The sequence below is a fragment of the Mucilaginibacter sp. P2_A5 genome (assembly GCF_056404995.1).
The window spans coordinates 23,372-46,909 of record NZ_JBFUCY010000024.1 but is presented as its reverse complement, the minus strand read 5'-3'; the positions used below and the strand labels follow the sequence as shown (position 1 = coordinate 46,909).

The following is a 23,538-nucleotide window of genomic DNA, read 5'->3' as shown; positions in this document are numbered from 1 at the left end:
TAATAAGTAATATATTTATTCCGCAATGAAAATGACCGAGGCACAATTCCAAAAATCAATTGAGACGGGCGAACTTCAGTTGAGCGCCTTTGGAAAATTTAACCATTGGAGCCCTATCTTCTTTCTTATGCTCGCTCCGATGGTTATATTGATCTCTATTGCGGTGAGTATAATAAGCCAACATTCATATCATTTTTCCGAACCTGAGTTGCAGATAATTATAATCCCCTCTGTTTTGAGTCTTTTAATTTATTTACTTCAAAAAAGGAGGTTGAAATTTAAGATGATAAAAACAACCTTATCCCAACCCGAAATATTAAAAATCATTAAACAGGTTAGTACAGACTTAAATTGGATTCCGGATACTCATTCAGCAAATACTTATATTGCTACTACAAACCCCGGCTTTTTTTCAGGGAGTTGGGGTGAACAAATAACTATTTTGTTTCATGGCAACCAAATTTTCGTAAACAGCGTGTGTAATCCCGAAGACAGACCATCTTTAGTTTCCTTTGGGCGTAACAGGAACAATATAGAAACGTTATTTACCCGCATTACCGAGACCAATCAAGTTTAAATTCGGATAAATTAGACGTTTAGAACAGTATACCCATACAATAATTTTGAATAATACGATGACACATCGCATAGGCACAAATATACGCAGCTACAAAAACCTCATCCACTAAACCAATTTAGCTATTATATTAGCGATCTCAAAACATACAACCTATTATGAAAACGGGCATTTATCATACAATCCTTTTAACAACTATTACGGTTGTAGCAATGGCAGCACCAAACCGGCAAGCTTTGGCGCAGGATAAAAAAACATCGGGCAACCCGGTTGTTGAGGGCTGGTATGCCGATCCGGAAGCTAAAATTTTTAATAAACAATATTGGCTATACCCAACTTACTCGGCCAAATACGATGAGCAGGTTTACATGGACGCCTTCTCTTCGCCCGACCTGGTACATTGGACCAAACACCCCCACATTGTTGATACCAGCGGTGTAAAATGGGTTCGCTGGGCACTTTGGGCGCCCGCGGTTACAGAAAAGGGTGGTAAATATTATATCTTCTTCGGAGCCAATGATATCCAGAACAATAACGAAAAAGGCGGCATCGGCGTAGCTGTAGCCGATAACCCGGCAGGCCCGTTTAAAGATTACTTAGGTAAGCCGCTGATTGACCAGATTATTAACAAAGCCCAGCCTATTGATCAGTTTGTTTTTAAGGATGATAACGGCCAATACTACATGATTTACGGCGGCTGGGGCCAATGTAATATTGTAAAGCTAAAAGACGATTTTACAGGCATAATACCCTTTGAAGATGGTGTTACCTACAGAAAAATAACCCCCAAGGGCTATGTAGAGGGCCCGGTAATGTTTAAACGCAAAGGCAAATACTATTTTATGTGGAGCGAAGGCGGCTGGACAGGCCCCGATTACCGGGTAGCTTATGCCGTTGGCGATACCCCATTCGGTCCGTTTAAACGGATAGCTACTATTTTAAAGCAGGATGCCAGTATTGCCACCGGCGCGGGCCACCATTCGGTTATTAACGTGCCAGGCACGGATGAATGGTACATTGTATACCACCGCCGACCATTGACCGAGACCGACGGCAACCACCGCGTAATGTGCATTGATAAAATGTACTTTGATAAAGATGGCATGATACAGCCGGTGAAGATTACCAATGAAGGCGTAGCGGCGAGGAAGGTAAAATGATTTGAAGATTTGAGAATTTGAAGATTTGAAAATGAAATTATCTGAACCGGAATTCATCGAATTAAAGAATTTTTAGAATTCTGTTAATTCAATAAATTCCGGTTCAGACGAAAATTACCTCAACTTACTCAAGGCTGCTTTCACCCTTGGGATCAATTGCTCAATGTCCTGTAAAGTACTTGCACCTACAGATGCACGGAACCAGTTAACCGAATCATCTGTTCCGAAGGCCGAGAATGGCACCAGGGCCACTTTAGCTTCTTTGATGAGGTAAAAGTTAATATCGGCCGAGTCCTTTAATACCTTACCATCGGGTGTGGTTTTGCCAGTATAATCAATTTTAAGGGTAAGGTATATGGCGCCCATTGGGGTTATCGAATCTACGCTGAACCCTTCGGCTTTCATAGCCTGGAAACCTTCATGCAGGGTTGTTAAGCTGGCACGGATTTTCCCCTTCAAATCATCCAGGTAAGCATCAACAGCGGCGGTATCGGCAATAAAATGAGCCATGGCAACCTGCTCGGCCTTTGGCGACCATGCCCCCATGTGGCCAACAATGGCTTTCATATTATCAATAATATTTGCCGGGCCAAAACCCCAGCCTACGCGTACGCCTGTTGAGGCAAAACATTTGGATGCGCCATCAACAAATACGGTATATGGCCTTAATTCGGGGCGTAAAGTAACCGGATCGTAATGTTTAAAATCGCCGAAGGTTAATTGAGAGTAAATTTGATCGTACAACAGGTACAAGGGTTTTTCGCCGGCTGCACGGCTTTTGTTTTCGGCAATTACCAGGTCGCAAATTTCTTCCAGGTCTTTTTTGTTAAACATGGTGCCTGTTGGGTTCAGTGGCGAGCAAAGCGCCAATAAAGTTGCGCCTTTTAAATGCGGTGCAATTTCATCTGCCGTAGGCATAAAATTATTTTCGGGCTTGGTTTCAACAATAATGGCTTCGGCACTGGTAAGGTCGCTGTAGTGGTTATTGTTCCATGAGGGTGCCGGGAAAACTACTTTATCGCCCGGATCAACCAGGGCCAAAAAGGTTGAATAGATCAACGGGCGCGACCCGCCCGAAATCAGGATCTCGTTAGCTTTATAGTTTAAACCCATCCGGTTGCTTAAAAACACCGATACACTTTCGCGCAGGTTAAGCATGCCGTCAGCCGGCGGATAATTGGTTTGGTTGTGGTTATAAGCATCAACAATGCCATCCTTAAGGTCGGCAGGAATTGGATAAATATTGGAGTCGAAATCGCCGATAGTTAGGTTGGCAATATTTTGCCCCTGGCGTTTTAATTCATTTATCTCGCCCGCAATCTTAATGATCTCCGAGCCACGTAAATTTTGAGCTAATTTAGAAACACTCATGTTGTGAATTTTATGAGCGGCAAATATAGGGGGAAAAAGGTGAAAGGCTAAAGGTTAAAGGCGAAAGGTGAAAAAAGTGAAAGTCAGAAGGCAAAAGGTGGTTATTAGGGGATCAGGCTAAAATTGGCTTAAAACAAAAAAGCGAAAAGCCAATCCAACCAGATCACTTTTCGCTTTTATATATGGGCAAAAAACCTTTTACCTTTCGCCTTTATCCTTTTACCTTCTATAAATATGCTTTCCTCAGCCTGATAATATGCATCCAGTGCATTAATTTCATTACGGGGTAAACAGGGTCAATCTCGAACCATTTGGCGCCGAAGTTGGCACGGTTGGGGCGTTTGTGGTGATTATTCTGGAATAATTCGCCAAGCATTAAAAAATCAAACGGGGTGGTGTTTTTTGATTTGTCGCCGTTATCAAAATTGGCATAACCATATTTATGACCGCACCAGTTAACAATAGCACCATGGATAGGGCCCATTAAAAAGTGTACGGGGATTAACAGGTAAAACCACGGCGAAGTAGCAAACACAACGTAAAAAGCAATATATAAAACACCAAATGCTATACGCGATACCATAGACGAGCCAATGTAATCAACCGTACGCCATTCGGGAATATTTCCCTTAAAGCGTTCTTCAGGATCTTTCAGCCTTTTTTCGTGCATGCGGTAACTTTTGGCGGTATACACCATCATCTGGAAAACATCCCTGAAAAAATGTGGCGAATGCGGGTCCTTTTCCGTATCGCTATACGCGTGGTGCTCACGGTGCATAATTGCATAGGCACGCGGGTTTAAAAACGATGAACCCTGACAAATAAATGTCAGCAGATAAAATGTTCCCTCAAAAAATTTATTGGTAGTGAACATTTTATGAGATGCATACCTGTGTAAAAAGAACGTTTGGAAAAAGAGCGACAGGAACCAGTGCCCGATGAAGAATATTATTATTATCACTGAATTAGAATAGTTAGAATAATGAACTGTTATTTATAATCTTTCCAAAGATACGATTAAAACGCATAAAAAGTTTTAACCAATTTTTTTTTGAACCTATTTTATTTCCAAAAAAGGCCCTCCATATATACATAAACAGCCTTTTGGGGTAAAATATTTATTTTGTTTAATTACTGTAATTCAAATTGTTGGGCCAGTAACCGGTACGATTGCAGCCTGTCGTCAAAATCTTCGCAGATGGTAACGGCCATAATTTCATCAACATCGTAATCGTTGGCCAGCCAGGTTAGCTTTAGTTTAATTTGGGATGGGGTGCCGGTAATTACCCGGTAACGGTTGTGGCGGATGCGTTCCTGGTCATGCGCGGTGTAAACTTCGTTCTTTACATCATCATAACTTAAAGGGATTATCGGTCCGCCTTTTTCAAACTGCAAAAAGCGATGGTCCATTACCGCCTGGTGCTGTTTTATCTTTTCTTCATCCTCGCTGCAAAAAACAAAAACGGCCACATTAACTTCGGGCCGGGCAAGGTCGTCCGAAGGCTGAAAACGCTCACGGTACAGCTTCACGTTTTGCGGGCCGCCGTTTGGATTTATAAAATGGGCAAACGAAAAACCCATACCAAAATGCGCCGCAAATAAGCCGCTTTGCCCACTCGAGCTGAGCAGCCACTGCGCCGGAACCGTTTTAACCTGTGGAATAGCCCGTATTTTGGCCATTATGGTACCGGGCTCGTAAGTATCATGAAAATAGTTGTTTAAATCGGTAAGCTGCTCCACAAAATCCTGCTCTTTAAATTGGTTTGATGGGTTTAGCACCGATGCCGTAATCCTGTCTGTACCCGGCGCGCGGCCCATGCCCAGATCTATACGGCCGGGAAATAATGCTTCCAGCATCCGGAAGTTTTCGGCAACTTTTAATGTACTGTGGTTGGGCATCATGATGCCGCCCGAGCCAATGCGCATATTTTGCGTTTGACCGGCCAGGTGGGCTATCAATATTTCCGGGGTCGAACCTGCCAAAATACCGGTGTTATGGTGTTCGGCTACCCAATAACGGGTGTAGCCTAACTGATCGGTAAGTTTGGCCAACGCTATAGTTTCCTGTACGGCAAGCTCGGCAGTTGCACCTTTCCTGATAGGCGACTGATCGAGCACACTCAGGCGAATTTTTTTTGTATCCATAGTTATATCAGCACAAAAATAAACATAGCGTTGCCGCCGGAATAATGGTTTAGGTTTTATGGCTTTGGGATTACTTTTGTTAAATGCTATATGTATTGTAACAAATTTATTACATGCATTGCTTAAAGTCCGGGCCGGTTGGAACATTCCATACCATAGCTTTTGGTATTTCATGCTTTGGTACGTCGCTATCCGGCAATAGGCTAAATATTGCTCCAGGCGCTGGGTTAATGCGTTTATCCCGGATAAAAACTATCTTCACCAGTTAAACCGTCATTATCACGGTTTAATTTATCAGGGCATAAAATATTTTAGTAAAATACCGTTTTTGGGGGTATAACCTTTTAATTTAAGGTTCCGTATAAAGCATATCGATTTTAAGCGTATTATGACAATTAACACAAAATCCGTTAGTGTATTATTGGTTGATGATGATGAGATAAATAACTTCATCTCCATTAAATTGATAAAGAAAGCTTTATTAAACACAGAGATCATGGCCTGTTTGAACGGTAAATTTGCTATCGAGCAATTATCCGAAATTCAACAAAAGGACCCGGCTAAACTGCCCGATTATATTTTGCTGGATATTAACATGCCCATTATGAATGGTTGGGAGTTTTTGGACGAGTACAAACGTTTAAACCTCGATCCGCTGGGCAAAAGCAAAATTTTTATTATTTCGTCATCAGTATTCAGCAACGATATTAACAAAGCGCGCTCATACCCGCTGGTAAAAGATTTTATCAGCAAACCATTAAACGTCGAAAAAATTAAAGAGCTTTTTGAAGTTCAACCACAAGACTAAGCCGGCGTTACCTTAAAGTGCTCGCCGCCATCATCAGTGCTTACATTGCCAATGGCAAATGTTTTGGCATGATAAAACAGGCAGGTCCATCCTTCTTCGGATGCTAACTTTCCATATTCCTGGCGCAATTCCATCGCTTTGCGCCCATCCATATCATATTTAGCTATAAATTTTCGTATCAGTTGCTCCGGTTCGGGTAGTTCGTCGCCGCCAAACAACACTTTTGTACCTTCTATATCAATCCAGAATACCTGGTGATAAGGACAATGCCCGCCCGATAATTCATAACGGATACCTGGAATAATTTCGCCGCTGCCTTCAACAAACGCAATATCAACGCCTTGCAGGGCTTCAAATATCTCTTTATGGTATGATGATGATTTGCCGGTAATACCAAATTCCCATTCCCCTTTTTGTATCACGTGTTTGGCTTGCGGAAAACTGGGCTCCAGCTTGCCGTTGCGCTCAACCACCAAACCACCCGAATGGTCATAATGCAGGTGCGACATGAGCACCAGTGTTACATCATCCGGATCGAACCCCGCGTTACGGATATTCTGGTGCAGCAGCAATTCATCGCGGGTATCTTTAAAACCAAGGCCGGTATCCAGCACAATAAGGTCATGAGTGGTTTTTATCAGGAAAGGGTTTACATGGATAAACAATGAACCCGGCCGGTCCCTGAAATTGTCGGTTTCTGGATTAAAAGGGATAAATTTTTTAGTCGAATCAACTGAATATGAGCCTTCTCCTAACGCGAAAATTTCCATAGCTGCGATGTATCAGATTTTGAATGTAACTTTGGCCGTTTAAATACCAAAAAAATTATATTTACTGTTATAAAAGCTACAAAGATATGAATAAACGTTGGGCGATAAGGGATAATGCCGATGAGGATTTGGTACTCAAATTATCTGCCGAACTGAATATTGATACCGTTTTAAGCAGCCTGCTGGTACACAGGGGCATAAGTGATTACGAGGGTGCCCGGTACTTTTTCAGGCCCGATCAGCGCCACCTGCACGATCCTTTTTTGATGAAGGATATGGAGGAAGCCGTTATACGTATTGAAACCGCCATTGCCGCCGGCGAAAAGATCCTGGTTTATGGCGATTACGATGTGGATGGTACTACCGCGGTTGCCACTGTTTACAGCTTTTTTAGCAAGCAGTATAAAAACATGGAATATTATATTCCGGATAGGTATAAAGAGGGTTATGGCATATCAACCCAGGGGATTGATTATGCCGCACAAAATGGCTTTAGTCTTATTATTGCGCTTGATTGTGGCATTAAATCGGTAGATAAAATTGATTACGCCAATACCCTGGGGATAGATTTTATTATTTGCGATCACCACCTGCCGGGAGCACATTTACCCGCAGCCGTAGCGGTGCTTGATCCCAAACGTGCCGATTGCGAATACCCTTATAAAGAATTATCGGGCTGTGGTATTGGCTTTAAGCTGATACAGGCTTATGCCGAAAAAAACGGGATCCAGTTTGAAGCGGTAGCCCAATATCTTGACCTGGCCTGCATCAGCATCTCCTGCGATATTGTACATATTACCGGCGAGAACCGGGTGCTGGCACACTTTGGCCTGCAAAAAATAAATACCGACCCGTGCATCGGTGTAAAAACGCTCATTGAAGTTGCCGGCAAAACACCCGGAAACTTAACTATATCCGACGTAGTATTCCTGATAGGCCCACGGATAAACGCCGCGGGGCGTATTGACGATGCCAAACACGCCGTTGAATTACTGATAGCCTGTGATGAAAACGTGGCCAGGGCAAAAGGCCTCATGATAAACACCCGCAATACCGAGCGCAAAGGGCACGACCTAACAATTACCGACCAGGCGCTTGACATGATAGATGGCGATGCTGTGCTGATAGGCCGAAAATCAACCGTGGTATTTAACAAGGATTGGCACAAAGGGGTTATCGGCATTGTGGCGTCGCGCCTTACCGAAAAATATTACCGCCCTACCATTGTGCTTACCCAGTCAAACGGGCATGTGGCGGGCTCGGCACGTTCCGTTTTGGGGTTTGATCTTTACGAGGCGCTTTGCGAGTGCAAGGATCTGCTCATCCAGTTTGGCGGCCACAAGTATGCGGCCGGGCTAACCATGTACCCCGAAAACATAGAAGCTTTTAAAACCAGGTTTGAAGAAGTGGTGAGCGCTACCATATTGCCGGAACAATTGATTCAGCAGATACAAATTGATGCCGAATTACGTTTAAGCCAGATAGAACCGAAGTTTTTTAGGATACTGAACCAGTTTGCGCCTTTCGGGCCCGAAAATATGGCGCCGGTTTTCATAAGTAAAAATGTGTATGTTAGCGGTAATGCAGGCCTGGTAGGCCAGGCCCACATAAAAATGGCCGTAACACAGGAAGGCTCGCCGGCGTTTGATTGTATCGCCTTTAACCACGGCGAATACCTGCCGCAGCTAAAACCAGGCGTACCGTTTGATATTTGTTACAGCATTGAAGAAAACATTTGGCGCGAGAGAAGAACGATACAGTTGAATATAAAGGGGATCAGATTTTAAGTCAAAATTAAAAAGTCAAAAGTCAAAATTTTGGCTGGGGATTGGCTTGGGGCTGGAATTTTAATCTTGCGAAATTTTAAAGGGGGGAAATGACATTCAAAATAAAAGACTGTCATCCTGAGGAACGAAGGATCTATTCGCGAACTTTTCTATCGGTCATGCACAACTGATAAATCCTTCGTTCCTCAGGATGACAAGTTTAAAAACAGAAGTCATCCCGAACTTGTTTCGGGATCCCACAGGGCAGGTGACCCGCATGAAGTACACTTAGCATGTGGGGTGCCGAAACAAGTTCGGCATGACATAAGGAAAGTCAAAATTAAAAAGTCAAAAGTCAAAAATTTGGCTGGAGAAATATAGATATAAGTTGAAAGCAAAGGCAAAGCGACAGGTTTTTACTTTTGAATTTTGACTTTTGAATTTACAAAATGATACTACGAGCAGAAAATTTAGTAAAAAAGTACAAGCAGCGCACCGTTGTTAACGATGTATCGTTTGATGTGGCGCAGGGCGAAATTGTGGGTTTGCTGGGGCCGAATGGAGCAGGTAAAACCACTTCGTTTTACATGATAGTTGGGTTGATAAAGCCCAACGAAGGCACTATTTTTCTGGATGATAAAGATATTACCCAGGACCCTATGTACCGTCGCGCGCAAAAAGGTATTGGCTACCTTGCACAGGAAGCATCGGTGTTTCGCAAGCTATCGGTTGAGGATAATATCAAGGCCGTGCTTGAAATGGGCGGCATGTCAAAAGACAGGCAAAAAGACAAGCTGGAAGAATTGATTGATGAGTTTAGCCTGCATAAAGTTCGCAAAAACCGGGGCGACCTGCTCTCCGGCGGCGAGCGCCGCCGTACCGAAATTGCCCGTGCCCTTGCTGCCGAGCCCAATTTTATTTTGCTGGATGAGCCCTTTGCCGGGGTTGACCCTATAGCGGTTGAAGAGATCCAGGCGATGGTGGCCAAGCTAAGGCACCGCAACATCGGCATCCTGATAACCGACCACAACGTACAGGAAACCCTCTCTATTACCGACCGCGCTTACCTGCTTTTTGAAGGTAAAATATTAGAATCGGGCGTGCCCGAGGTATTGGCCGAAAATGAGATGGTGCGAAAAGTATATTTAGGTGCTAACTTTGTATTGAAGAGAAAAGTATTCCCCCAATAATAAGCCCGCTGTATGACAATTTTTAACTCCGTATTTACATGGTTCATGAAAAAGCGCATCCACCAGATTGAGCTTTTTATGAAATACCCCAACGAAGTACAGGAGGAATGGTTTGAGCAGCTGATATCCATGGCCGAGAGCACCGAGTGGGGCCGCAAGTATCAGTATAAAAGCATCGAAAACCTTACCCAGTTTAAGGAGCGGGTTCCCATCCAAAATTACGATACGCTGAAGCCTTATATAGAGCGCATGCTCAAAGGCGAAAAAAATGTGTTATGGCCGTCAGAAATCCGCTGGTTTGCCAAATCATCGGGCACTACTAATGACAGGAGCAAGTTTATCCCGGTAAGCGAGGAAGCGCTGGAAGAATGCCACTTTAAGGGCGGCAAGGATGTGCTTACCATTTATTTTAATAACCAGCCCAATGCCCGCATGTTTACAGGTAAGGTGCTTACGCTTGGCGGCAGCCACCAGGTAAGTACCATAAACCCGGATGCTTCTTTTGGCGATCTGTCGGCAGTGATTATGAAAAACCTGCCTCTTTGGGCCGAGCTTCACCGCACACCGCAACTGGAAATTGCCCTGCTGGATAACTTTGAAGAAAAATTAGAGAAAATAGCCCAGGCCACCAAGGATGTAAACGTAACCAGTATTGGCGGCGTACCTACCTGGAACCTGGTGTTGTTTAAACGCATATTAGAAATAACCGGCAAAAAAAACATGCTGGAAGTTTGGCCCAACCTGGAAATGTATTTTCACGGCGCGGTTAACTTTGGCCCCTATCGCGACCAGTTTAAAGCGCTAATTCCCAGCGACGATATGTACTACCTGGAAAATTACAATGCATCCGAAGGTTTCTTCGGCATACAGGATACCAGGGAACCGGGCGATATGCTGCTGATGCTGGATTATGGCATTTTTTACGAGTTTTTACCGCTGGAAAACCTACACGACGAAAACCCTGAAACGCTTACGCTGGATGAGGTGGAACTGGATAAAAACTACGCGCTCATCATTAGCACCAATGCCGGGCTTTGGCGGTATATGATAGGCGATACCATTAAGTTTACATCGTTAAGCCCTTTCCGTATCCGGGTAACCGGCCGTACCAAACATTTTATCAATGCCTTTGGCGAAGAAGTGATTATTGACAATGCCGAGCAAGCATTAGAAGAAGCCTGCCAACAAACCGGCGCCGTCATTCGCGAGTATACCGCCGCACCTGTTTATTTTAACGGTAAAGATTGTGGCACCCATGAATGGATAATTGAATTTGAAAAGAAACCCAGCGAGTTTGAACGTTTTGTGGATATTCTTGACGAAACCCTGCGCCGCATCAATTCTGATTACGATGCCAAACGTTTTAAAGACATGGCCCTGCGCCGCCCCATAGTGCGCCGCGCTCCCGATGGTACTTTTTTTAACTGGATGAAAGAAAAAGGCAAATTAGGCGGTCAGCACAAAGTGCCCCGCCTGGCCAACAACCGGGAGTATGTGGATGCTATTTTGAAGGTGATGGAGCTGGTGGTTGAATAGAGTCAAGAAGTTAGAATCAAGAGTTAAGACAAAAAAATAAAGACTGAATCTCCCGCGAGGTTAGCGCAGCGTAACTCGTGGGTAAAACTGGTTGAAGCCTTTGGCTTCAGTTCAGCTGAAAGCTGAAACCATGTTTAGCCACGAGTTGGAAACCTCGTGGCAGATAGAAGTTTTACCCCTGGTGCCCGTGCCGCGTGGCTTTGTCTGCTATGACCCATAAACATGTTACATTTTAATAAAATTTTATGCTATTGTACTTATCTTTCATGAATGTTAGCCACTAACGACGCATCAATAGCAAGTTTGATAAAATATTTTAGCAACTACTTTCCACTTAATAGTAAGGAATGTGATGAATTGAAATCGCGGTTCACCGAACGTAAGGTTAAACGTCGTCAATTCATTTTGCAGCAGGGTGATGTGTGCAGTCACTTTACATTCGTTGTTTCCGGCTGCCTGAAAATGTATGCTGCAGACAAAGACGGTAAAGAACATAATATTGAGTTTGCAGTGGAGAATGATTGGATTATTGATTTGAGTAGCTTCTATTCTGAAAAGTCAAGTCAGTTGTACATAGAAGCCATCGAACCAACGATTGTGTTGCAGATTAAGCATGATGATCTTTTACATTTATATACCAGCTATCACAAATTCGACCGCAACTTTCGAATCATCATAGAGAAAAAATACATTGAGCTACAAAACAGGGTACTTCAAAACATAAGCTCGACGGCTGAAGAACGATACGAATTTTTCCTAAAGCAATATCCCAACCTTTCTAACCGCCTGCCCAATACACAAATCGCCTCTTACCTGGGCATTACTCCTGAATTTCTAAGCACAATCCGCAAAAACCTTGCTTATAAAAGCTGACCCTTAAACTATCTTAAGGGTATTTCTTAAAGTTGTTTATTGGTTAAAAAGGCCCCGAATGGTCACCTTTGTCCTGTTTTAACAGATAGTCCAATTATAACAATATATTCAAACATGGCAATCGAAAATAATAAAGCCGCTATGCATCGTTTTGTAGAGTTCATCAATTCCGCCAATGAAGCAATGGCTGAAGAGCTAATTTCCGCTGATGCCGTATTTTACGTACCGGGACGCCCTACCCCCATGCGTGGGCCCGCAGGCTACTTAGAAATTGTAAATATGATGCGTTCGGGCTTCCCGGATATTCAATGGACACTGGACGGCATGATAGCCGAAAACGACCAGGTGGCGGCTCGTTATACAATGCGCGGAACACATCAGGGCACTTTTTTTGGTGTACCTGCCACCGGCAAATTAATTGAAGTAGGTGCTATCAATTTCTACCGTTTTTCGGGCAGCCAAATAATTGAAGAATTCGGCCAGCCCGATCTCCTGGACCTACTTCAGCAAATTGGCGCTGTATCTTGAATCTCCCACGAGGTTAGCATAGCGTAACTCCTGGGTAAAACGGGTTGAAGCCTTTGGCTTCAATTCAGCTGAAAGCTGAAACCGTGTTTGGCCACGAGTTGGAACCTCGCGGCAGCCGGGAAATTCTCTTTATTCCAATTTTAATTTCAGCAGGTTTATATCATCCCAAACAATCCAGTGCGGGTTTAAAAAACTGCCGCCATATTTCAGGTAAAATTGTTGATATGGGTTTTCCGGGGCTATGCCCACACACAAACTTTTGGCATTAAGGTTCATAGCCCAACTTATGGCCTCCTTTAAAAGTGCTGTACCAATCCAACCGCGTTGATGTTCTCTCAATACATAAAACGATTGAATTTCGGCATCCTTATCATAGCGGCTTGTAAGATGCACCGCCAAATAGCCTATCATCCTGTCCTGGTCAATAGCCTTTAATATAATCCTTTGCGGCCTGGCGCTGGCGGGCGACTGTTTTGCAAAATAAGTTTTCCACCGGTAAGCTCTTGTTTCAAAGTCGATATCGTGCGGCTCCATCAATTCGGGAAACGATTGTAATTTACTTGCAATCTCCACATGGGTTATCGCCTCAATATCTGCCACTGTAGCTACCTGGATCTCCATCGCGATTGATTATTGGCAAGCCTCCCAAATCTTCACAGCTTCCACAGCTTCCTTCACATCATGTACCCGCAAAATATTGGCGCCTTTACTTAGAGCGATGGTATTTAAAACAGTTGTACCGTTAAGTGCATCGGCAGCGGTACTCCCCAATAATCCGTGCACCATTTTTTTGCGGGAGATCCCTGTCAGCAACGGCAGCTCCAAAATATCAAAATCCTGCATCCGCTTCATCAGTGCATAATTATGTTGCTGGTTTTTAGCAAAACCGAAACCGGGGTCGATGATCACATCATGTACGCCCAGTTGTTTTAGTTGCTGATACTTACTTACAAAATAATCCAATACTTCGTTAAAAACATCATCGTACTGCGCCATTTGCACCATAGTTTGCGGTGTACCTTTCATGTGCATTAAAATATAGGGAACCTGCAGCCGGGCCACCGTAGCAAACATACCAGCATCCAATGTTCCGCCCGATATATCATTAATCATATGCGCACCGGCTTTAACTGCCGCTTCGGCAACCCGCGCGCGGAAAGTATCGACCGATAAAACAGCATCGGGGAAAGTAGCTACAATTACCTCAACAACTGGCAACAGCCTGTCGGTTTCTTCTTCAACAGTAATATCTTTGGCGCCCGGGCGGGAAGAATAAGCCCCGATATCTAAAAACGCAGCGCCATCTGCCAGCATCTTTTCGGCCTGTTGCAAGGCCTCATCAACAGATGGCTTGCGGCTGCCGGCATAAAAAGAATCGGGCGTAATGTTGATAATGCCCATTACCTTCGGCGTAGCCAGGCTGATAAGTTTCCCTCCTGCATTCAGGGTTATCTTTTTACGAAAAAATGTATCTTTAGCCACTTTGTTTGTTGTAATATTGACAGGGGTTAATGTGGTAAAGTTAATAACTTTATAGCGGTAGCATATCCCCGTAATTACAACGCCCCAACTTTAAAATATTCAGACCATTGGCTAACACATCAGCAGAATACGACGCGGTAATAAACAATTGTAAGGGCCTTTTCATGAAAAAGACCCGCGACTATGGTACCGCCTGGCGCATCCTTCGTTTGCAATCTATCACCGATCAAATTTTTATTAAAGCGCAACGCATCCGCACACTCGAAGAAAAAAAGATTTCGAAAGTGGGCGACGATATTACCGGCGAATACATTGGTATTGTAAACTACTGCGTTATAGCCATGATGCAGCTGGACAGCTCGCCCGAAACACCGCAGGAACTGGCAGTTGACCATGTTGAACGCATGTTTGACGACAGGGTGCTGGAAACCAAAGAGCTCATGTTTGCCAAAAACCACGACTACGGCGAGGCCTGGCGCGATATGCGCATCAGCTCATTAACCGACCTGATACTCATGAAGCTGCTGCGTGTAAAACAAATTGAAGATAACCAAGGCCTTACCGAAGCATCTGAAGGGGTAAAAGCCAATTACCAGGACATGCTGAACTACTCGGTATTTGCCCTTATAAAACTTGGAGTAAAATGAAGAACGCTTTGATTTGGTTTTGCAGGATAGCGGTAGGCCTGCTGTTTATATTTTCGGGGCTGATAAAAGCCAATGATCCGCTGGGCTTTTCTTATAAACTGGTGGAGTATTTCGAGGTGTTCCATATCACATTCCTGAACGATCTGTCGTTAACCACAGCTATTTTGCTTTGCGCCCTGGAAATGATCCTGGGTTTTGCCCTGCTTATTGGCGTACGGCCAGTAAAAGTAGCCTGGGGCTTATTGCTGCTCATTATCTTTTTCGGCTTTTTAACTTTCTACTCGGCCTTTTTTAAAGTGGTACAAACCTGCGGCTGCTTTGGCGATGCTATACCACTTACCCCTTGGCAATCGTTTAGCAAGGATATGGTTTTACTGGTTTTAGTCGCGGTAATATTTGTAAACCGGGCTAAAATAAAACCCTTGTTTAGCGCAAAGGCCGGCGACAAATGGCTTATCGGCGCTGCCCTTGTATCGGTGGGATTTGGCCTGTATACCTATAACTTTTTGCCGGTGATTGACTTTTTACCATATAAAATAGGCGCCAATATTTCGGCCGAAATGGATACCCCGCCCAATGCGCCTAAAGATGTTTTCGTGCTTACTTATAAATTAAAAAATAAGAAGACCAAGGAAACCAAGGTAATGACCGACAAGGAATACCTGAGCTCCGGCATCTGGAAAGATGCCAATTGGGAAACCGATGGAGATCCGGAAAACCGCCTGGTAACAAAAGGCTACGAGCCGCCAATCCGCGACCTGTCTATCCAGGATGCCCAACGTAATGATTTTACTAAAGAGCTGTTGGCAAGCCCTTTTTACAGCATCATCATTGTAGCTTATGATCTGGATAAAACCAACGACGATGCTATAAACAAACTAAATGCCCTTGCTATCAACGCCACCCAAAACTTTAATATCCGCACCATGCTGCTTACCGCAAATTCGCCGCAAAGCGCGCAGGCGTTCGTAAAAAAGCACCGGATGATCAGCGAGGTATTTTATGCCGATGGCGTACCGCTTAAAACCATGATCCGCTCCAACCCGGGGGTAATCCTGCTGAAGAATGGTGTCGTAGTTAATAAATGGCATTTCCATTCGGTCCCTAAATATGACGACCTGGCGAAAACCTATTTTCAAAAACAATAACGATGATCAGCTACCTCATCCGCAAATTATTTTACGGGCTGGCAGTAATGCTGGGGGTGGTGCTGGTAGTTTTCTTTTTGTTTAATATTTTACCGGTTGACCCCGCCCGCATGACGCAGGGGCAGCGCGCCGACGTGCAATCGTTACAGGCCGTACGCAAGGAATTTGGGTTGGATAAGCCCAAGCCGGTACAATTTCTTTACTACATCAATGATCTTTCGCCCGTAGGCATCCACCTGAATACCGCCGAAGAACAGCAACGTTATCATTACGTAAAACTATTTACTGTAAGCGAAGCTAAAGTGCTTGGGCTAAAATGGCCTTACCTGCGCCGCTCCTACCAAACCCATAAGGATGTGGCAAGTTTGCTGTTGGAAGTTATTCCTAACACTATGGTATTGGCCACTACAGCCATGATCTTTGCCATTGTTATCGGCGTATTTTTAGGTGTACTAAGCGCCGTACATAAAGATACCTGGATTGATAAGCTGGCAATAGGCTTTTCTACGCTGGGCATCTCCGCGCCGGCTTTTTTTGCGGGTATCATCATCGCCTGGATATTTGGTTTTGAATTGAGTAAATACACCGGCCTCAACATGTCGGGCAGTTTGTTTAGTTACGATCCCTTCCGGGGCGAGGTGATGACGCTTAAAAACCTGGTGCTGCCGATGATCACCCTCGGCTTGCGTCCGCTGGCCATTATTGTACAGCTTACCCGCAATGCCATGCTTGATGTTTTGGGGCAGGATTATATCCGCACAGCCAAAGCCAAGGGATTAAGCAACAATACCATCATTTATAAGCACGCGCTAAAAAACGCGCTTAACCCGGTAATAACCGCCATTGCCAACTGGTTTGCATCGCTGCTGGCCGGTTCATTTTTTGTGGAATACATTTTTGGCTACAACGGCCTGGGCAAGGCCACGGTTGATGCCCTGGAAATGTCGGATTTTCCGGTGGTGATGGGTTCAATACTCTTTATTGCCTTTATATTTGTAGTGATCAGTATCCTGGTAGATATAATTTACGTTTGGATAGATCCGCGGGTAAAATTAAGCTGAGGTAGTGTGGCTTAATTGACTTAATAGCGTAGGCCTATGTGCGAATCCCCTCTTGAGAGGGGTGGAGGGGTGTGTTGTACGACTCAAAAGAACGCCGGCTAACACACCCCTGCCACTGCTCGGCCAAACGCGCCCCCTCTCAAGAGGGGATTTATAAGTTCTGGTATTCATTGAAAAATGGACGTCAATTAGTAAGATATTATTATGAAGTATTTTTTAGTCGGGTTTATGGGTTGTGGCAAAACCACCTGGGGGCGTAAGCTGGCTGCTAAATTAGGTTACGAATTTATTGATCTTGACCACGCGCTGGAAGCCAATGTGGGCATGAGCATAGCCGAATATTTTTCAAGTTTTGGTGAAGATGCCTTCCGCAGGATGGAATCAGATCTGCTGAAGCAAACGGAATATCCCGAAAACGTGGTGGTATCAACCGGAGGAGGCCTGCCCTGCTTTTTTGATAATATGGACTGGATGAATGCCAACGGCAAAACCCTGTACGTAAAACTATCGCCCAAAACACTGGCCGACAGGCTGGAAAACAGTAAAACGGTTCGCCCGGTACTGCAAGGCAAAAAAGGCGACGACCTGATTGAATTTATTACCGGCAAACTGGCCGAGCGCGAAGGGTTTTATTTGAAAGCACACCACCATGTAGATGGAATTGACATGTCGGTAGAGAAGCTGGAAGGCGCTTTGGGTGAAGTGGTGTAGATGGGAAGTTGAAACGTTGAAGAGGTCTTAATAAAAGATATTTGTGATTTCGAATAATTAAATACACAAATTCTGAAGGGTAAATGACACTGAAAATAAAAGACTGTCATCCTGACGAAGGAAGGATCTGTCCGCTATGCCTCGCCGAAATGTATGGTCAGTAGAAAAGTTCGCAGATGCTTCGTACCTCAGCATGACAAACTTTAAGGGACATTACTTACCCTTCAGAATCGGCGTTTTTTACGACTCCCGACAACAGGGTTAGAATTTTATCACACCAATAAATTTATCACCATGGAAAACCGCGTTGAAGTAAGGCATCTTTTTAAACCATTGGATGGAAAACTGATGGAATTGCTGGAGTCATTAACCCCGGCAGATTGGGATAAGCAAACCGTGGCCAAAGCCTGGAAAGTGAAGGATGTGGTATCGCACCTGCTGGATGGTAACATCCGCGCCTTATCCATTCAGCGCGATAAATATTTTGGCGACCTGGCGCCTGCCAACAATAGCTATCATGACCTGGTTGACTGGCTAAATAAACTCAATGCCGATTGGGTGAACGCTACCAAAAGAATAAGCCCCGATATATTGCTCCTGCTGCATAAAACAACCGGGCGGTTGGCATCTGCCTATTATGAATCGTTGAACCCTAATGACACCGCCATATTTTCCGTTGGCTGGGCGGGCGAACAGGAAAGCCTTAACTGGATGCACCTTGCCCGCGAGTACACCGAAAAATGGCATCACCAGCAGCAGATAAGGGAAGCAACCGGCCGGGATGGCATCATGACGCGAGAGCTTTTTTATCCTTTTATCGATACTTTTTTTAAAGGATTGCCCCATACTTTTAAAAATACGGGTGCCCCGGTAAATACCCTTATAAAAATCACTATCACATCCGGAATTGGCGGTAACTGGTACCTTAAGAAAATAAAAGATGGCTGGCATTTATCAAAAGAAACCGATAACGACAACTTTGCTGCCACGGTAAAGATCCCACCTGATATTGCATGGAAATTGTTTTCTAAAAGCATCCGCCCGGACGATGTAAAAACGCGGGTTGAAATAACCGGAAATGCTACGCTTGCCGGGCAGGCGCTTAATATGGTATCGGTGATGGCTTAGCGCAAAGTCCGAAGTCTATAGTCTTTAGTCAAAAGTTTGAAGTAATGCTATTTTTGGGGGGCTAAAGACTCCTGACTTTGAGCTTAAGACTATATTCAAGCCTCATCTTTAGTATTGCGCACCAGGCTGATACCTGTAAAGAAAAATAAAATAGCTATTATAGCTACAACAATTAGTGTGGTAACCTGGCTACTATGGTTTATAACACCAATGCCTGCATAAATTAAGCCTATGATACCGAGTACGGTAAGTATGGCTCCGAAAGTACGTTTTAAGTTCATGATAGTGTGTGCTGTTTTAATAAGCTTTTTTATAAAAACAAATAGCACACCAATAATTTACCTATATTTATTTAATTAATAATAAGCCCTTATGACAGGTTCAATCATCACATTAATTATTGTATTTATCTTTTTGGTAATCATACTTTCCTCCTTTGTGTCTGTAAAACAGGGCACTATAGTGGTAATTACCATATTTGGCAAGTATCGCCGTATACTTACGCCTGGGCTTAATTTTAAGCTGCCGTTTATCGAAAACATTTATTCCAAAATCTCTATCCAGAACCGCTCTGTGGAACTGGAATTCCAGGCGGTAACTTTTGACCAGGCTAACGTTTACTTTAAGGCGATGCTGTTGTACTCGGTTCTGGACCAGCAGGAAGAAACCATCAAAAACGTAGCTTTTAAATTTGTTGACGAGCGTAACCTGATGCAGGCGCTTATCCGCACCGTTGAAGGTTCAATCCGTGCCTTTGTGGCCACCAAGCGCCAGAGCGAGGTATTGATATTGCGCCGCGATATTGTGGAGCATGTAAAGGAACAATTGGATGTGATACTGGAAGGCTGGGGCTACCACCTGCAGGATTTACAGCTGAACGACATCACTTTTGATGATGTAATCATGAAATCGATGAGCCAGGTAGTGGCATCAAACAACCTGAAGGCCGCCGCCGAAAACGAAGGCCAGGCCCTGCTGATCACCAAAACAAAAGCTGCAGAAGCAGAGGGTAATGCCATCAAGATTTCGGCCCAGGCCGAGCGCGAGGCTGCACAGCTGCGCGGCCAGGGTATAGCCTTATTCCGCGAGGAAGTAGCCCGTGGTATGACAGTTGCCGCCAAAGAAATGGCCGGCGCCAACATGGATACCTCGGTGATATTATTTACCATGTGGACAGAATCAATCAAACATTTCTCTGAAAACTCAAAAGGGAACGTGATTTTCCTGGATGGATCAACCGATGCCATGCAGCATACATTAAAAGAAATGATGGCCTTAAACCTTTTACATACCGACGACGTCAAAAAGTAAAAGTTTTAACCCCTGCACTTAATGGAAGTACGATTAGTGAAGTTGATTGGCGCAATCGCCATATGTTTAATGACAATAGGCGCAAACGCGCAACAGTACCAGCGCTATCATCCGCTAACTACTAATGATTTTATGGGCACCCCACGGCCAAATGCCCGTGGGGTGGTTGCATACACCAACTGTACCATCGATTTTAAATACGAGGCCAGTAACCGCAGCGGGTCCTATATCCTTACAGCAACTGTAAACCTGCTGCTCAATAACTACAAATCATGGCTCGACAGGAGCCGCGTAACATCGCAGGAGTTGCTTGCCGAAATACTGAAGCACGAACAAGGCCATTACCTGATAGCCTACCTGGAACAACAGGAAATATTAAGGCAAATAAGCAAAACCCGTTTCAGCAACAATTACCGCAATGAAGCAATGGCGCTTTTTAACCGCATAGATGCCAAATACAAGCAGCTCAACTCCAATTACGACGAAGATACCCAACACATGACCAACCGCCAGCAACAACACAGCTGGGATTTATACTTCCAAAAACGACTGGAGTATGAACCATCTGAAGAGTGAGTGGTCAGTGGTCAGTGGTCAGTGGTCAGTGGTCAGTGGTCAGTGGTCAGTGGTCAGTGGTCAGTGGTCAGTGGTCAGTGGTCAGTGGTCAGTGGTCAGTGGTCAGTGGTCAGTGGTCAGTGGTCAGTGGTCAGTGGTCAGTGGTCAGTGTGAAAAGTTGATTTGACGAAGATTGTTTTAACTATTTAACAAATCCAACTTACTACTGACTACTCACTACTCACTACTCACTACTCACTACTCACTACTCACTACTCACAACTGACTACTCACAACTGACTACTCACCACCGGGTTTACTCAGTAAATTCACAAACAAACGGTAAGCCCCCGGCACACCTGCGGGCAGTTCCCTGAAAAAGGCCAGCGAAGTATAAACAAACCTGCCCTTGCCATAATCGCCAACTATGAGCGATCCGTTTAGGGGCGATTCTCCTTTGTCATTCATCTGCAAAATGGCTTTGTATTTGGGGTCGATATCGCTTACAAAGTATAGGCCGCGCTCCTGTATCCAGCCTTTAAAATCATCCTGTGTAATTTTGTTGGGGTAGTTGAGTACCGGGTTTGGCTGATCTAAAACTGTTACTACCGCATCCTCATCTGTAACCCGCCTGTTAACTACAGTAAATGGATATGGGCCAATTTGTTTGGTAACCAGGCCCGAGTTATTGTTGTATTGTACTACCAGGTTGCCGCCATTTTTTACGTATTCCATTAGCTTAGGCTGCTCAAAAGCAAGGCGCTCGTTTACGTTGTAGGCACGCACCCCGGTAATAATGGCATCATATGCTGATAAATCGCCATTCATGATCTCGTTTTCTGATAGCATGTGTACATCATAACCTACCTGGCGCAAGGCCTCGGGCATCAAATCGCCGGCGCCGGCAATGTAACCTAATTTTTTGCCACCGGTTTTCAGATCGAGGCTTACCAGTTTGGCCTGCGCCTGCGGGAACAGGGCTATATTGGGCACGTGATCGTACTTGATCTCTTTGATCTCGTAGTTATACATACGTGAATCCATATCAACCGTAACGCCCGCCTCGGCAACACCGTTTTGGGCATTGGCAGATGGGGTTATAATAAAACGCTCAGTCCATTCATCCCCTTTGTTCTTATTGGTAAAATCAACCTTTTCGGGGATCGATTTCCAGCCTGCGGGCAATCTTAAGCTGATACTGCCTATGCCCACCTTTTTAAAGCTTTTGAGGTTTACCTGTACAGTTTGCGGCGTTGGACCATATGATATAAACACATGGCTGGCAATATTAGCGGTAACCGGCGGCGTAATTTCCAGTGGCTGGTAAACCTCGCCCCTTACAGGGTCTACATATTTATAAACCAGGCGGCGCTCAAAACTTACCGGTTTGCCTTGGATGATGAATTGAAAATTAACTTTCGACATATCCGGATTTTCGGGATTGCCAGCTGCTGTATCCGCAATAGTATAAATACCAATAGGATGCGGGGCTGCCAGCCAATAAGGCTCACTCATTTTATAAGCAACAGCTGAACCATTAAAAGTTTGCTGCTGGTTGGCAGGTATCACTTTCGAATTTAAACTGGTGGTGTTATACATATCCCCAATCGAATTGATCTTTACTTTATCATTATACCTGCTTACAACCAGGGCGTTAAATTTAATGGTATCGTGAATGGCATAAGTTGGCACCGTAGCATAGGCCTCAAACCATAAACCCGCGCAGGCGGCTATCAGGTCGCTCAACTCCTTTGTTTTCTGGGTTCGCCAATAAATGTCCGATACCTTTTCAACCTTGCTTAATAATGCAACCATTGCTGGTACCGATTTTTCAGGCGCGTGGGTGTCAAAATTCCGGGTGATGATCTTGATAGATTCTGCCATATCCGCGCCGTCTTTAACACGCTTCCAGCCGGTTTCTACCCCATCCATCAGGTCGGTTTGCGGGGCATCGCCCAAAATAGTTTTAAAAAATTCAAACGACTCGCCCCGTTGCTTAGCCGAGCCAAAGCCCTGGGTTTTATGGTTGCTGCGGCTTTCGGCGGCTATTTCGCCATAGCCTTTGCCAAGGGTAGTGTTGTACACGCCAACATCAATCTTAAACTGATCGGCGGCAGTAGTATTGGTGCTGCCAAAGTTAAAGGTGTTCCACATGAGGCGTTTGGCCTGCCATGGTTTTACATATTTTAATTGTTCAGGATACCGGGCTGGGTCGGCAGCCGCGCTAAAAGCCTCCTGGGCTAATATGGCCGACGAAGTATGATGCCCGTGGCCACCCTCGCCTGTAGTGGGGAAACGGCAAATGATCACATCCGGCCTAAACTTGCGGATAACCCAAACCACATCGCCCAAAACTTTCTCCTTATCCCAAATTTTCAATGTTTCTTCGGGCCCTTTGGAAAAGCCAAAGTCGTTGGCACGGGTAAAAAACTGCTCAGCGCCATCCACCCTGCGGGCAGCTAGCAACTCCTGCGTACGGATAAGCCCCAGCAACTCGCTTTGCTCGTTACCTATTAAATTTTGTCCGCCATCACCACGGGTAACCGATAAATATCCCGTACGGTAATGCTTTTCCTGCGCCAGGTAGGCCAGCAGGCGGGTATTTTCATCGTCGGGGTGGGCGGCTACGTACAATACGCTGCCCAGGGTATTTAGCTTTTTAAGGTTTTGCTGGATGGTCCCGATATCCGTAGGCGGCGACGTTTGGGCGGTTACACAGGTATAAAGGAATAATAAGGCTATAATAAAGGTGGTACGCTTCATGAAAACAA

24 protein-coding genes and 1 pseudogene are annotated in these 23,538 nt (G+C 44.7%); 17 read left to right on the top strand and 8 right to left on the bottom strand.

Annotated elements, in window-relative coordinates:
* Window positions 1-31 precede the first annotated feature (31 nt).
* Together AC1DXF_RS20495 and AC1DXF_RS20490 are read left to right on the top strand one after the other, a co-directional pair.
* Window positions 32-577: a hypothetical protein gene (locus AC1DXF_RS20495; RefSeq protein ID WP_477450564.1), complete on the top strand. Its 546-nt coding sequence runs from the start codon at window positions 32-34 to the stop codon at window positions 575-577.
* A gap of 158 nt (window positions 578-735) precedes the next feature.
* Window positions 736-1,737: a glycoside hydrolase family 43 protein gene (locus AC1DXF_RS20490; protein WP_477450563.1), complete on the top strand. Its 1,002-nt coding sequence runs from the start codon at window positions 736-738 to the stop codon at window positions 1,735-1,737.
* A gap of 114 nt (window positions 1,738-1,851) precedes the next feature.
* On the opposite strand, the gene AC1DXF_RS20485 is transcribed toward AC1DXF_RS20490, so the two are convergent.
* The 3 genes from AC1DXF_RS20485 to AC1DXF_RS20475 all read right to left on the bottom strand — a co-directional run bounded on the left by AC1DXF_RS20485 (window position 1,852) and on the right by AC1DXF_RS20475 (window position 5,253).
* Complete coding sequence (locus tag AC1DXF_RS20485; RefSeq protein ID WP_477450562.1) at window positions 1,852-3,108, bottom strand: pyridoxal phosphate-dependent aminotransferase; 1,257 nt, start codon at window positions 3,106-3,108, stop codon at window positions 1,852-1,854.
* A gap of 226 nt (window positions 3,109-3,334) precedes the next feature.
* On the bottom strand, window positions 3,335-4,069 hold the full coding sequence (locus AC1DXF_RS20480; RefSeq protein WP_477450561.1) for an acyl-CoA desaturase: 735 nt from the start codon (window positions 4,067-4,069) through the stop codon (window positions 3,335-3,337).
* Between the two features lie 170 nt (window positions 4,070-4,239).
* Entirely contained in the window at window positions 4,240-5,253 is a 1,014-nt protein-coding gene (locus AC1DXF_RS20475) for an LLM class flavin-dependent oxidoreductase (protein WP_477450560.1), read from the bottom strand.
* Between the two features lie 388 nt (window positions 5,254-5,641).
* On the opposite strand from AC1DXF_RS20475, the gene AC1DXF_RS20470 reads away from it, so the two are divergent.
* A complete protein-coding gene (locus AC1DXF_RS20470; RefSeq protein WP_090641044.1) occupies window positions 5,642-6,061 on the top strand; it encodes a response regulator in 420 nt (139 codons plus the stop codon).
* Here the strand turns inward: AC1DXF_RS20470 and AC1DXF_RS20465 are convergent.
* Window positions 6,058-6,831 (bottom strand): MBL fold metallo-hydrolase, encoded by a 774-nt coding sequence (locus tag AC1DXF_RS20465; protein ID WP_477450559.1) that lies wholly within the window; start codon window positions 6,829-6,831, stop codon window positions 6,058-6,060. The genes AC1DXF_RS20470 and AC1DXF_RS20465 overlap by 4 nt on opposite strands.
* A gap of 86 nt (window positions 6,832-6,917) precedes the next feature.
* Here AC1DXF_RS20465 and recJ point away from each other — a divergent pair, with 86 nt between their 5' ends.
* The 5 genes from recJ to AC1DXF_RS20440 all read left to right on the top strand — a co-directional run bounded on the left by recJ (window position 6,918) and on the right by AC1DXF_RS20440 (window position 12,724).
* Window positions 6,918-8,618, top strand: a complete 1,701-nt coding sequence (gene recJ, locus AC1DXF_RS20460; RefSeq protein ID WP_477450558.1) for a single-stranded-DNA-specific exonuclease RecJ — start codon at window positions 6,918-6,920, stop codon at window positions 8,616-8,618.
* A gap of 428 nt (window positions 8,619-9,046) precedes the next feature.
* Window positions 9,047-9,787 carry an LPS export ABC transporter ATP-binding protein gene (gene lptB, locus AC1DXF_RS20455; protein ID WP_477450557.1) on the top strand — a complete coding sequence of 247 codons (741 nt, stop codon included), beginning with the start codon at window positions 9,047-9,049 and terminating at the stop codon, window positions 9,785-9,787.
* Between the two features lie 12 nt (window positions 9,788-9,799).
* On the top strand, window positions 9,800-11,323 hold the full coding sequence (locus tag AC1DXF_RS20450) for a GH3 auxin-responsive promoter family protein (protein WP_477450556.1): 1,524 nt from the start codon (window positions 9,800-9,802) through the stop codon (window positions 11,321-11,323).
* A gap of 270 nt (window positions 11,324-11,593) precedes the next feature.
* The gene (locus tag AC1DXF_RS20445) at window positions 11,594-12,196 is read left to right on the top strand and encodes a Crp/Fnr family transcriptional regulator (protein ID WP_477450555.1); all 603 of its coding nucleotides are present in this window, start codon (window positions 11,594-11,596) and stop codon (window positions 12,194-12,196) included.
* Between the two features lie 114 nt (window positions 12,197-12,310).
* Complete coding sequence (locus tag AC1DXF_RS20440) at window positions 12,311-12,724, top strand: ester cyclase (RefSeq protein ID WP_477450554.1); 414 nt, start codon at window positions 12,311-12,313, stop codon at window positions 12,722-12,724.
* A gap of 129 nt (window positions 12,725-12,853) precedes the next feature.
* Here AC1DXF_RS20440 and AC1DXF_RS20435 read toward each other — a convergent pair whose 3' ends face one another.
* Both AC1DXF_RS20435 and folP read right to left on the bottom strand, forming a co-directional pair.
* The gene (locus AC1DXF_RS20435) at window positions 12,854-13,345 is read right to left on the bottom strand and encodes an N-acetyltransferase family protein (protein WP_477450553.1); all 492 of its coding nucleotides are present in this window, start codon (window positions 13,343-13,345) and stop codon (window positions 12,854-12,856) included.
* Window positions 13,346-13,354: 9 nt separating this feature from the next.
* A complete protein-coding gene (gene folP, locus AC1DXF_RS20430) occupies window positions 13,355-14,206 on the bottom strand; it encodes a dihydropteroate synthase (RefSeq protein WP_477450552.1) in 852 nt (283 codons plus the stop codon).
* A gap of 164 nt (window positions 14,207-14,370) precedes the next feature.
* Between folP and AC1DXF_RS20425 the strand changes: the two genes are divergently transcribed.
* From AC1DXF_RS20425 to AC1DXF_RS20405, 5 genes are all read left to right on the top strand, one after another.
* Complete coding sequence (locus AC1DXF_RS20425; RefSeq protein ID WP_477450551.1) at window positions 14,371-14,853, top strand: DUF1599 domain-containing protein; 483 nt, start codon at window positions 14,371-14,373, stop codon at window positions 14,851-14,853.
* On the top strand, window positions 14,850-16,001 hold the full coding sequence (locus AC1DXF_RS20420; protein WP_477450550.1) for a BT_3928 family protein: 1,152 nt from the start codon (window positions 14,850-14,852) through the stop codon (window positions 15,999-16,001). The genes AC1DXF_RS20425 and AC1DXF_RS20420 overlap by 4 nt, the downstream gene beginning before the upstream one ends.
* A 2-nt stretch (window positions 16,002-16,003) precedes the next feature.
* Entirely contained in the window at window positions 16,004-17,062 is a 1,059-nt protein-coding gene (locus AC1DXF_RS20415; RefSeq protein ID WP_477450549.1) for an ABC transporter permease, read from the top strand.
* Window positions 17,063-17,266: 204 nt separating this feature from the next.
* On the top strand, window positions 17,267-17,773 hold the full coding sequence (locus tag AC1DXF_RS20410) for a shikimate kinase (RefSeq protein ID WP_477450548.1): 507 nt from the start codon (window positions 17,267-17,269) through the stop codon (window positions 17,771-17,773).
* Between the two features lie 294 nt (window positions 17,774-18,067).
* Window positions 18,068-18,901 (top strand): maleylpyruvate isomerase N-terminal domain-containing protein, encoded by an 834-nt coding sequence (locus AC1DXF_RS20405; RefSeq protein WP_477450547.1) that lies wholly within the window; start codon window positions 18,068-18,070, stop codon window positions 18,899-18,901.
* Between the two features lie 95 nt (window positions 18,902-18,996).
* On the opposite strand, the gene AC1DXF_RS20400 is transcribed toward AC1DXF_RS20405, so the two are convergent.
* Entirely contained in the window at window positions 18,997-19,182 is a 186-nt protein-coding gene (locus AC1DXF_RS20400) for a hypothetical protein (protein WP_090641022.1), read from the bottom strand.
* Window positions 19,183-19,273: 91 nt separating this feature from the next.
* On the opposite strand from AC1DXF_RS20400, the gene AC1DXF_RS20395 reads away from it, so the two are divergent.
* The 4 genes and pseudogenes from AC1DXF_RS20395 to AC1DXF_RS20380 all read left to right on the top strand — a co-directional run bounded on the left by AC1DXF_RS20395 (window position 19,274) and on the right by AC1DXF_RS20380 (window position 20,949).
* Window positions 19,274-20,212, top strand: a complete 939-nt coding sequence (locus AC1DXF_RS20395) for an SPFH domain-containing protein (protein ID WP_477450546.1) — start codon at window positions 19,274-19,276, stop codon at window positions 20,210-20,212.
* Between the two features lie 21 nt (window positions 20,213-20,233).
* Window positions 20,234-20,788 (top strand): DUF922 domain-containing protein, encoded by a 555-nt coding sequence (locus AC1DXF_RS20390; RefSeq protein ID WP_477450545.1) that lies wholly within the window; start codon window positions 20,234-20,236, stop codon window positions 20,786-20,788.
* Window positions 20,769-20,873 (top strand): annotated as a pseudogene (locus tag AC1DXF_RS20385) (hypothetical protein); the annotation flags it as partial. The gene AC1DXF_RS20390 and the pseudogene AC1DXF_RS20385, both read left to right, overlap by 20 nt.
* Complete coding sequence (locus AC1DXF_RS20380) at window positions 20,824-20,949, top strand: hypothetical protein (RefSeq protein WP_477450600.1); 126 nt, start codon at window positions 20,824-20,826, stop codon at window positions 20,947-20,949. The pseudogene AC1DXF_RS20385 and the gene AC1DXF_RS20380, both read left to right, overlap by 50 nt.
* Before the next feature lie 118 nt (window positions 20,950-21,067).
* On the opposite strand, the gene AC1DXF_RS20375 is transcribed toward AC1DXF_RS20380, so the two are convergent.
* Window positions 21,068-23,530 (bottom strand): PIG-L family deacetylase, encoded by a 2,463-nt coding sequence (locus AC1DXF_RS20375; protein ID WP_477450544.1) that lies wholly within the window; start codon window positions 23,528-23,530, stop codon window positions 21,068-21,070.
* Window positions 23,531-23,538 lie beyond the last annotated feature (8 nt).

Excerpts from the sequence above, each read along its gene's own strand:
- recJ (WP_477450558.1), top strand. The coding sequence starts at position 6,918 with ATGAATAAACGTTGGGCGATAAGGGATAATGCCGATGAGGATTTGGTA.
- AC1DXF_RS20485 (WP_477450562.1), bottom strand. The coding sequence starts at position 3,108 with ATGAGTGTTTCTAAATTAGCTCAAAATTTACGTGGCTCGGAGATCATT.
- AC1DXF_RS20440 (WP_477450554.1), top strand. The coding sequence starts at position 12,311 with ATGGCAATCGAAAATAATAAAGCCGCTATGCATCGTTTTGTAGAGTTC.
- AC1DXF_RS20405 (WP_477450547.1), top strand. The coding sequence starts at position 18,068 with ATGGAAAACCGCGTTGAAGTAAGGCATCTTTTTAAACCATTGGATGGA.
- AC1DXF_RS20425 (WP_477450551.1), top strand. The coding sequence starts at position 14,371 with ATGAAAAAGACCCGCGACTATGGTACCGCCTGGCGCATCCTTCGTTTG.
- lptB (WP_477450557.1), top strand. The coding sequence starts at position 9,047 with ATGATACTACGAGCAGAAAATTTAGTAAAAAAGTACAAGCAGCGCACC.
- AC1DXF_RS20475 (WP_477450560.1), bottom strand. The coding sequence starts at position 5,253 with ATGGATACAAAAAAAATTCGCCTGAGTGTGCTCGATCAGTCGCCTATC.
- AC1DXF_RS20495 (WP_477450564.1), top strand. The coding sequence starts at position 32 with ATGACCGAGGCACAATTCCAAAAATCAATTGAGACGGGCGAACTTCAG.
- AC1DXF_RS20435 (WP_477450553.1), bottom strand. The coding sequence starts at position 13,345 with ATGGAGATCCAGGTAGCTACAGTGGCAGATATTGAGGCGATAACCCAT.
- AC1DXF_RS20395 (WP_477450546.1), top strand. The coding sequence starts at position 19,274 with ATGACAGGTTCAATCATCACATTAATTATTGTATTTATCTTTTTGGTA.
- AC1DXF_RS20470 (WP_090641044.1), top strand. The coding sequence starts at position 5,642 with ATGACAATTAACACAAAATCCGTTAGTGTATTATTGGTTGATGATGAT.
- AC1DXF_RS20420 (WP_477450550.1), top strand. The coding sequence starts at position 14,850 with ATGAAGAACGCTTTGATTTGGTTTTGCAGGATAGCGGTAGGCCTGCTG.
- AC1DXF_RS20375 (WP_477450544.1), bottom strand. The coding sequence starts at position 23,530 with ATGAAGCGTACCACCTTTATTATAGCCTTATTATTCCTTTATACCTGT.
- AC1DXF_RS20465 (WP_477450559.1), bottom strand. The coding sequence starts at position 6,831 with ATGGAAATTTTCGCGTTAGGAGAAGGCTCATATTCAGTTGATTCGACT.
- AC1DXF_RS20400 (WP_090641022.1), bottom strand. The coding sequence starts at position 19,182 with ATGAACTTAAAACGTACTTTCGGAGCCATACTTACCGTACTCGGTATC.
- AC1DXF_RS20450 (WP_477450556.1), top strand. The coding sequence starts at position 9,800 with ATGACAATTTTTAACTCCGTATTTACATGGTTCATGAAAAAGCGCATC.
- AC1DXF_RS20445 (WP_477450555.1), top strand. The coding sequence starts at position 11,594 with ATGTTAGCCACTAACGACGCATCAATAGCAAGTTTGATAAAATATTTT.
- AC1DXF_RS20390 (WP_477450545.1), top strand. The coding sequence starts at position 20,234 with ATGGAAGTACGATTAGTGAAGTTGATTGGCGCAATCGCCATATGTTTA.
- AC1DXF_RS20490 (WP_477450563.1), top strand. The coding sequence starts at position 736 with ATGAAAACGGGCATTTATCATACAATCCTTTTAACAACTATTACGGTT.
- AC1DXF_RS20410 (WP_477450548.1), top strand. The coding sequence starts at position 17,267 with ATGAAGTATTTTTTAGTCGGGTTTATGGGTTGTGGCAAAACCACCTGG.
- AC1DXF_RS20415 (WP_477450549.1), top strand. The coding sequence starts at position 16,004 with ATGATCAGCTACCTCATCCGCAAATTATTTTACGGGCTGGCAGTAATG.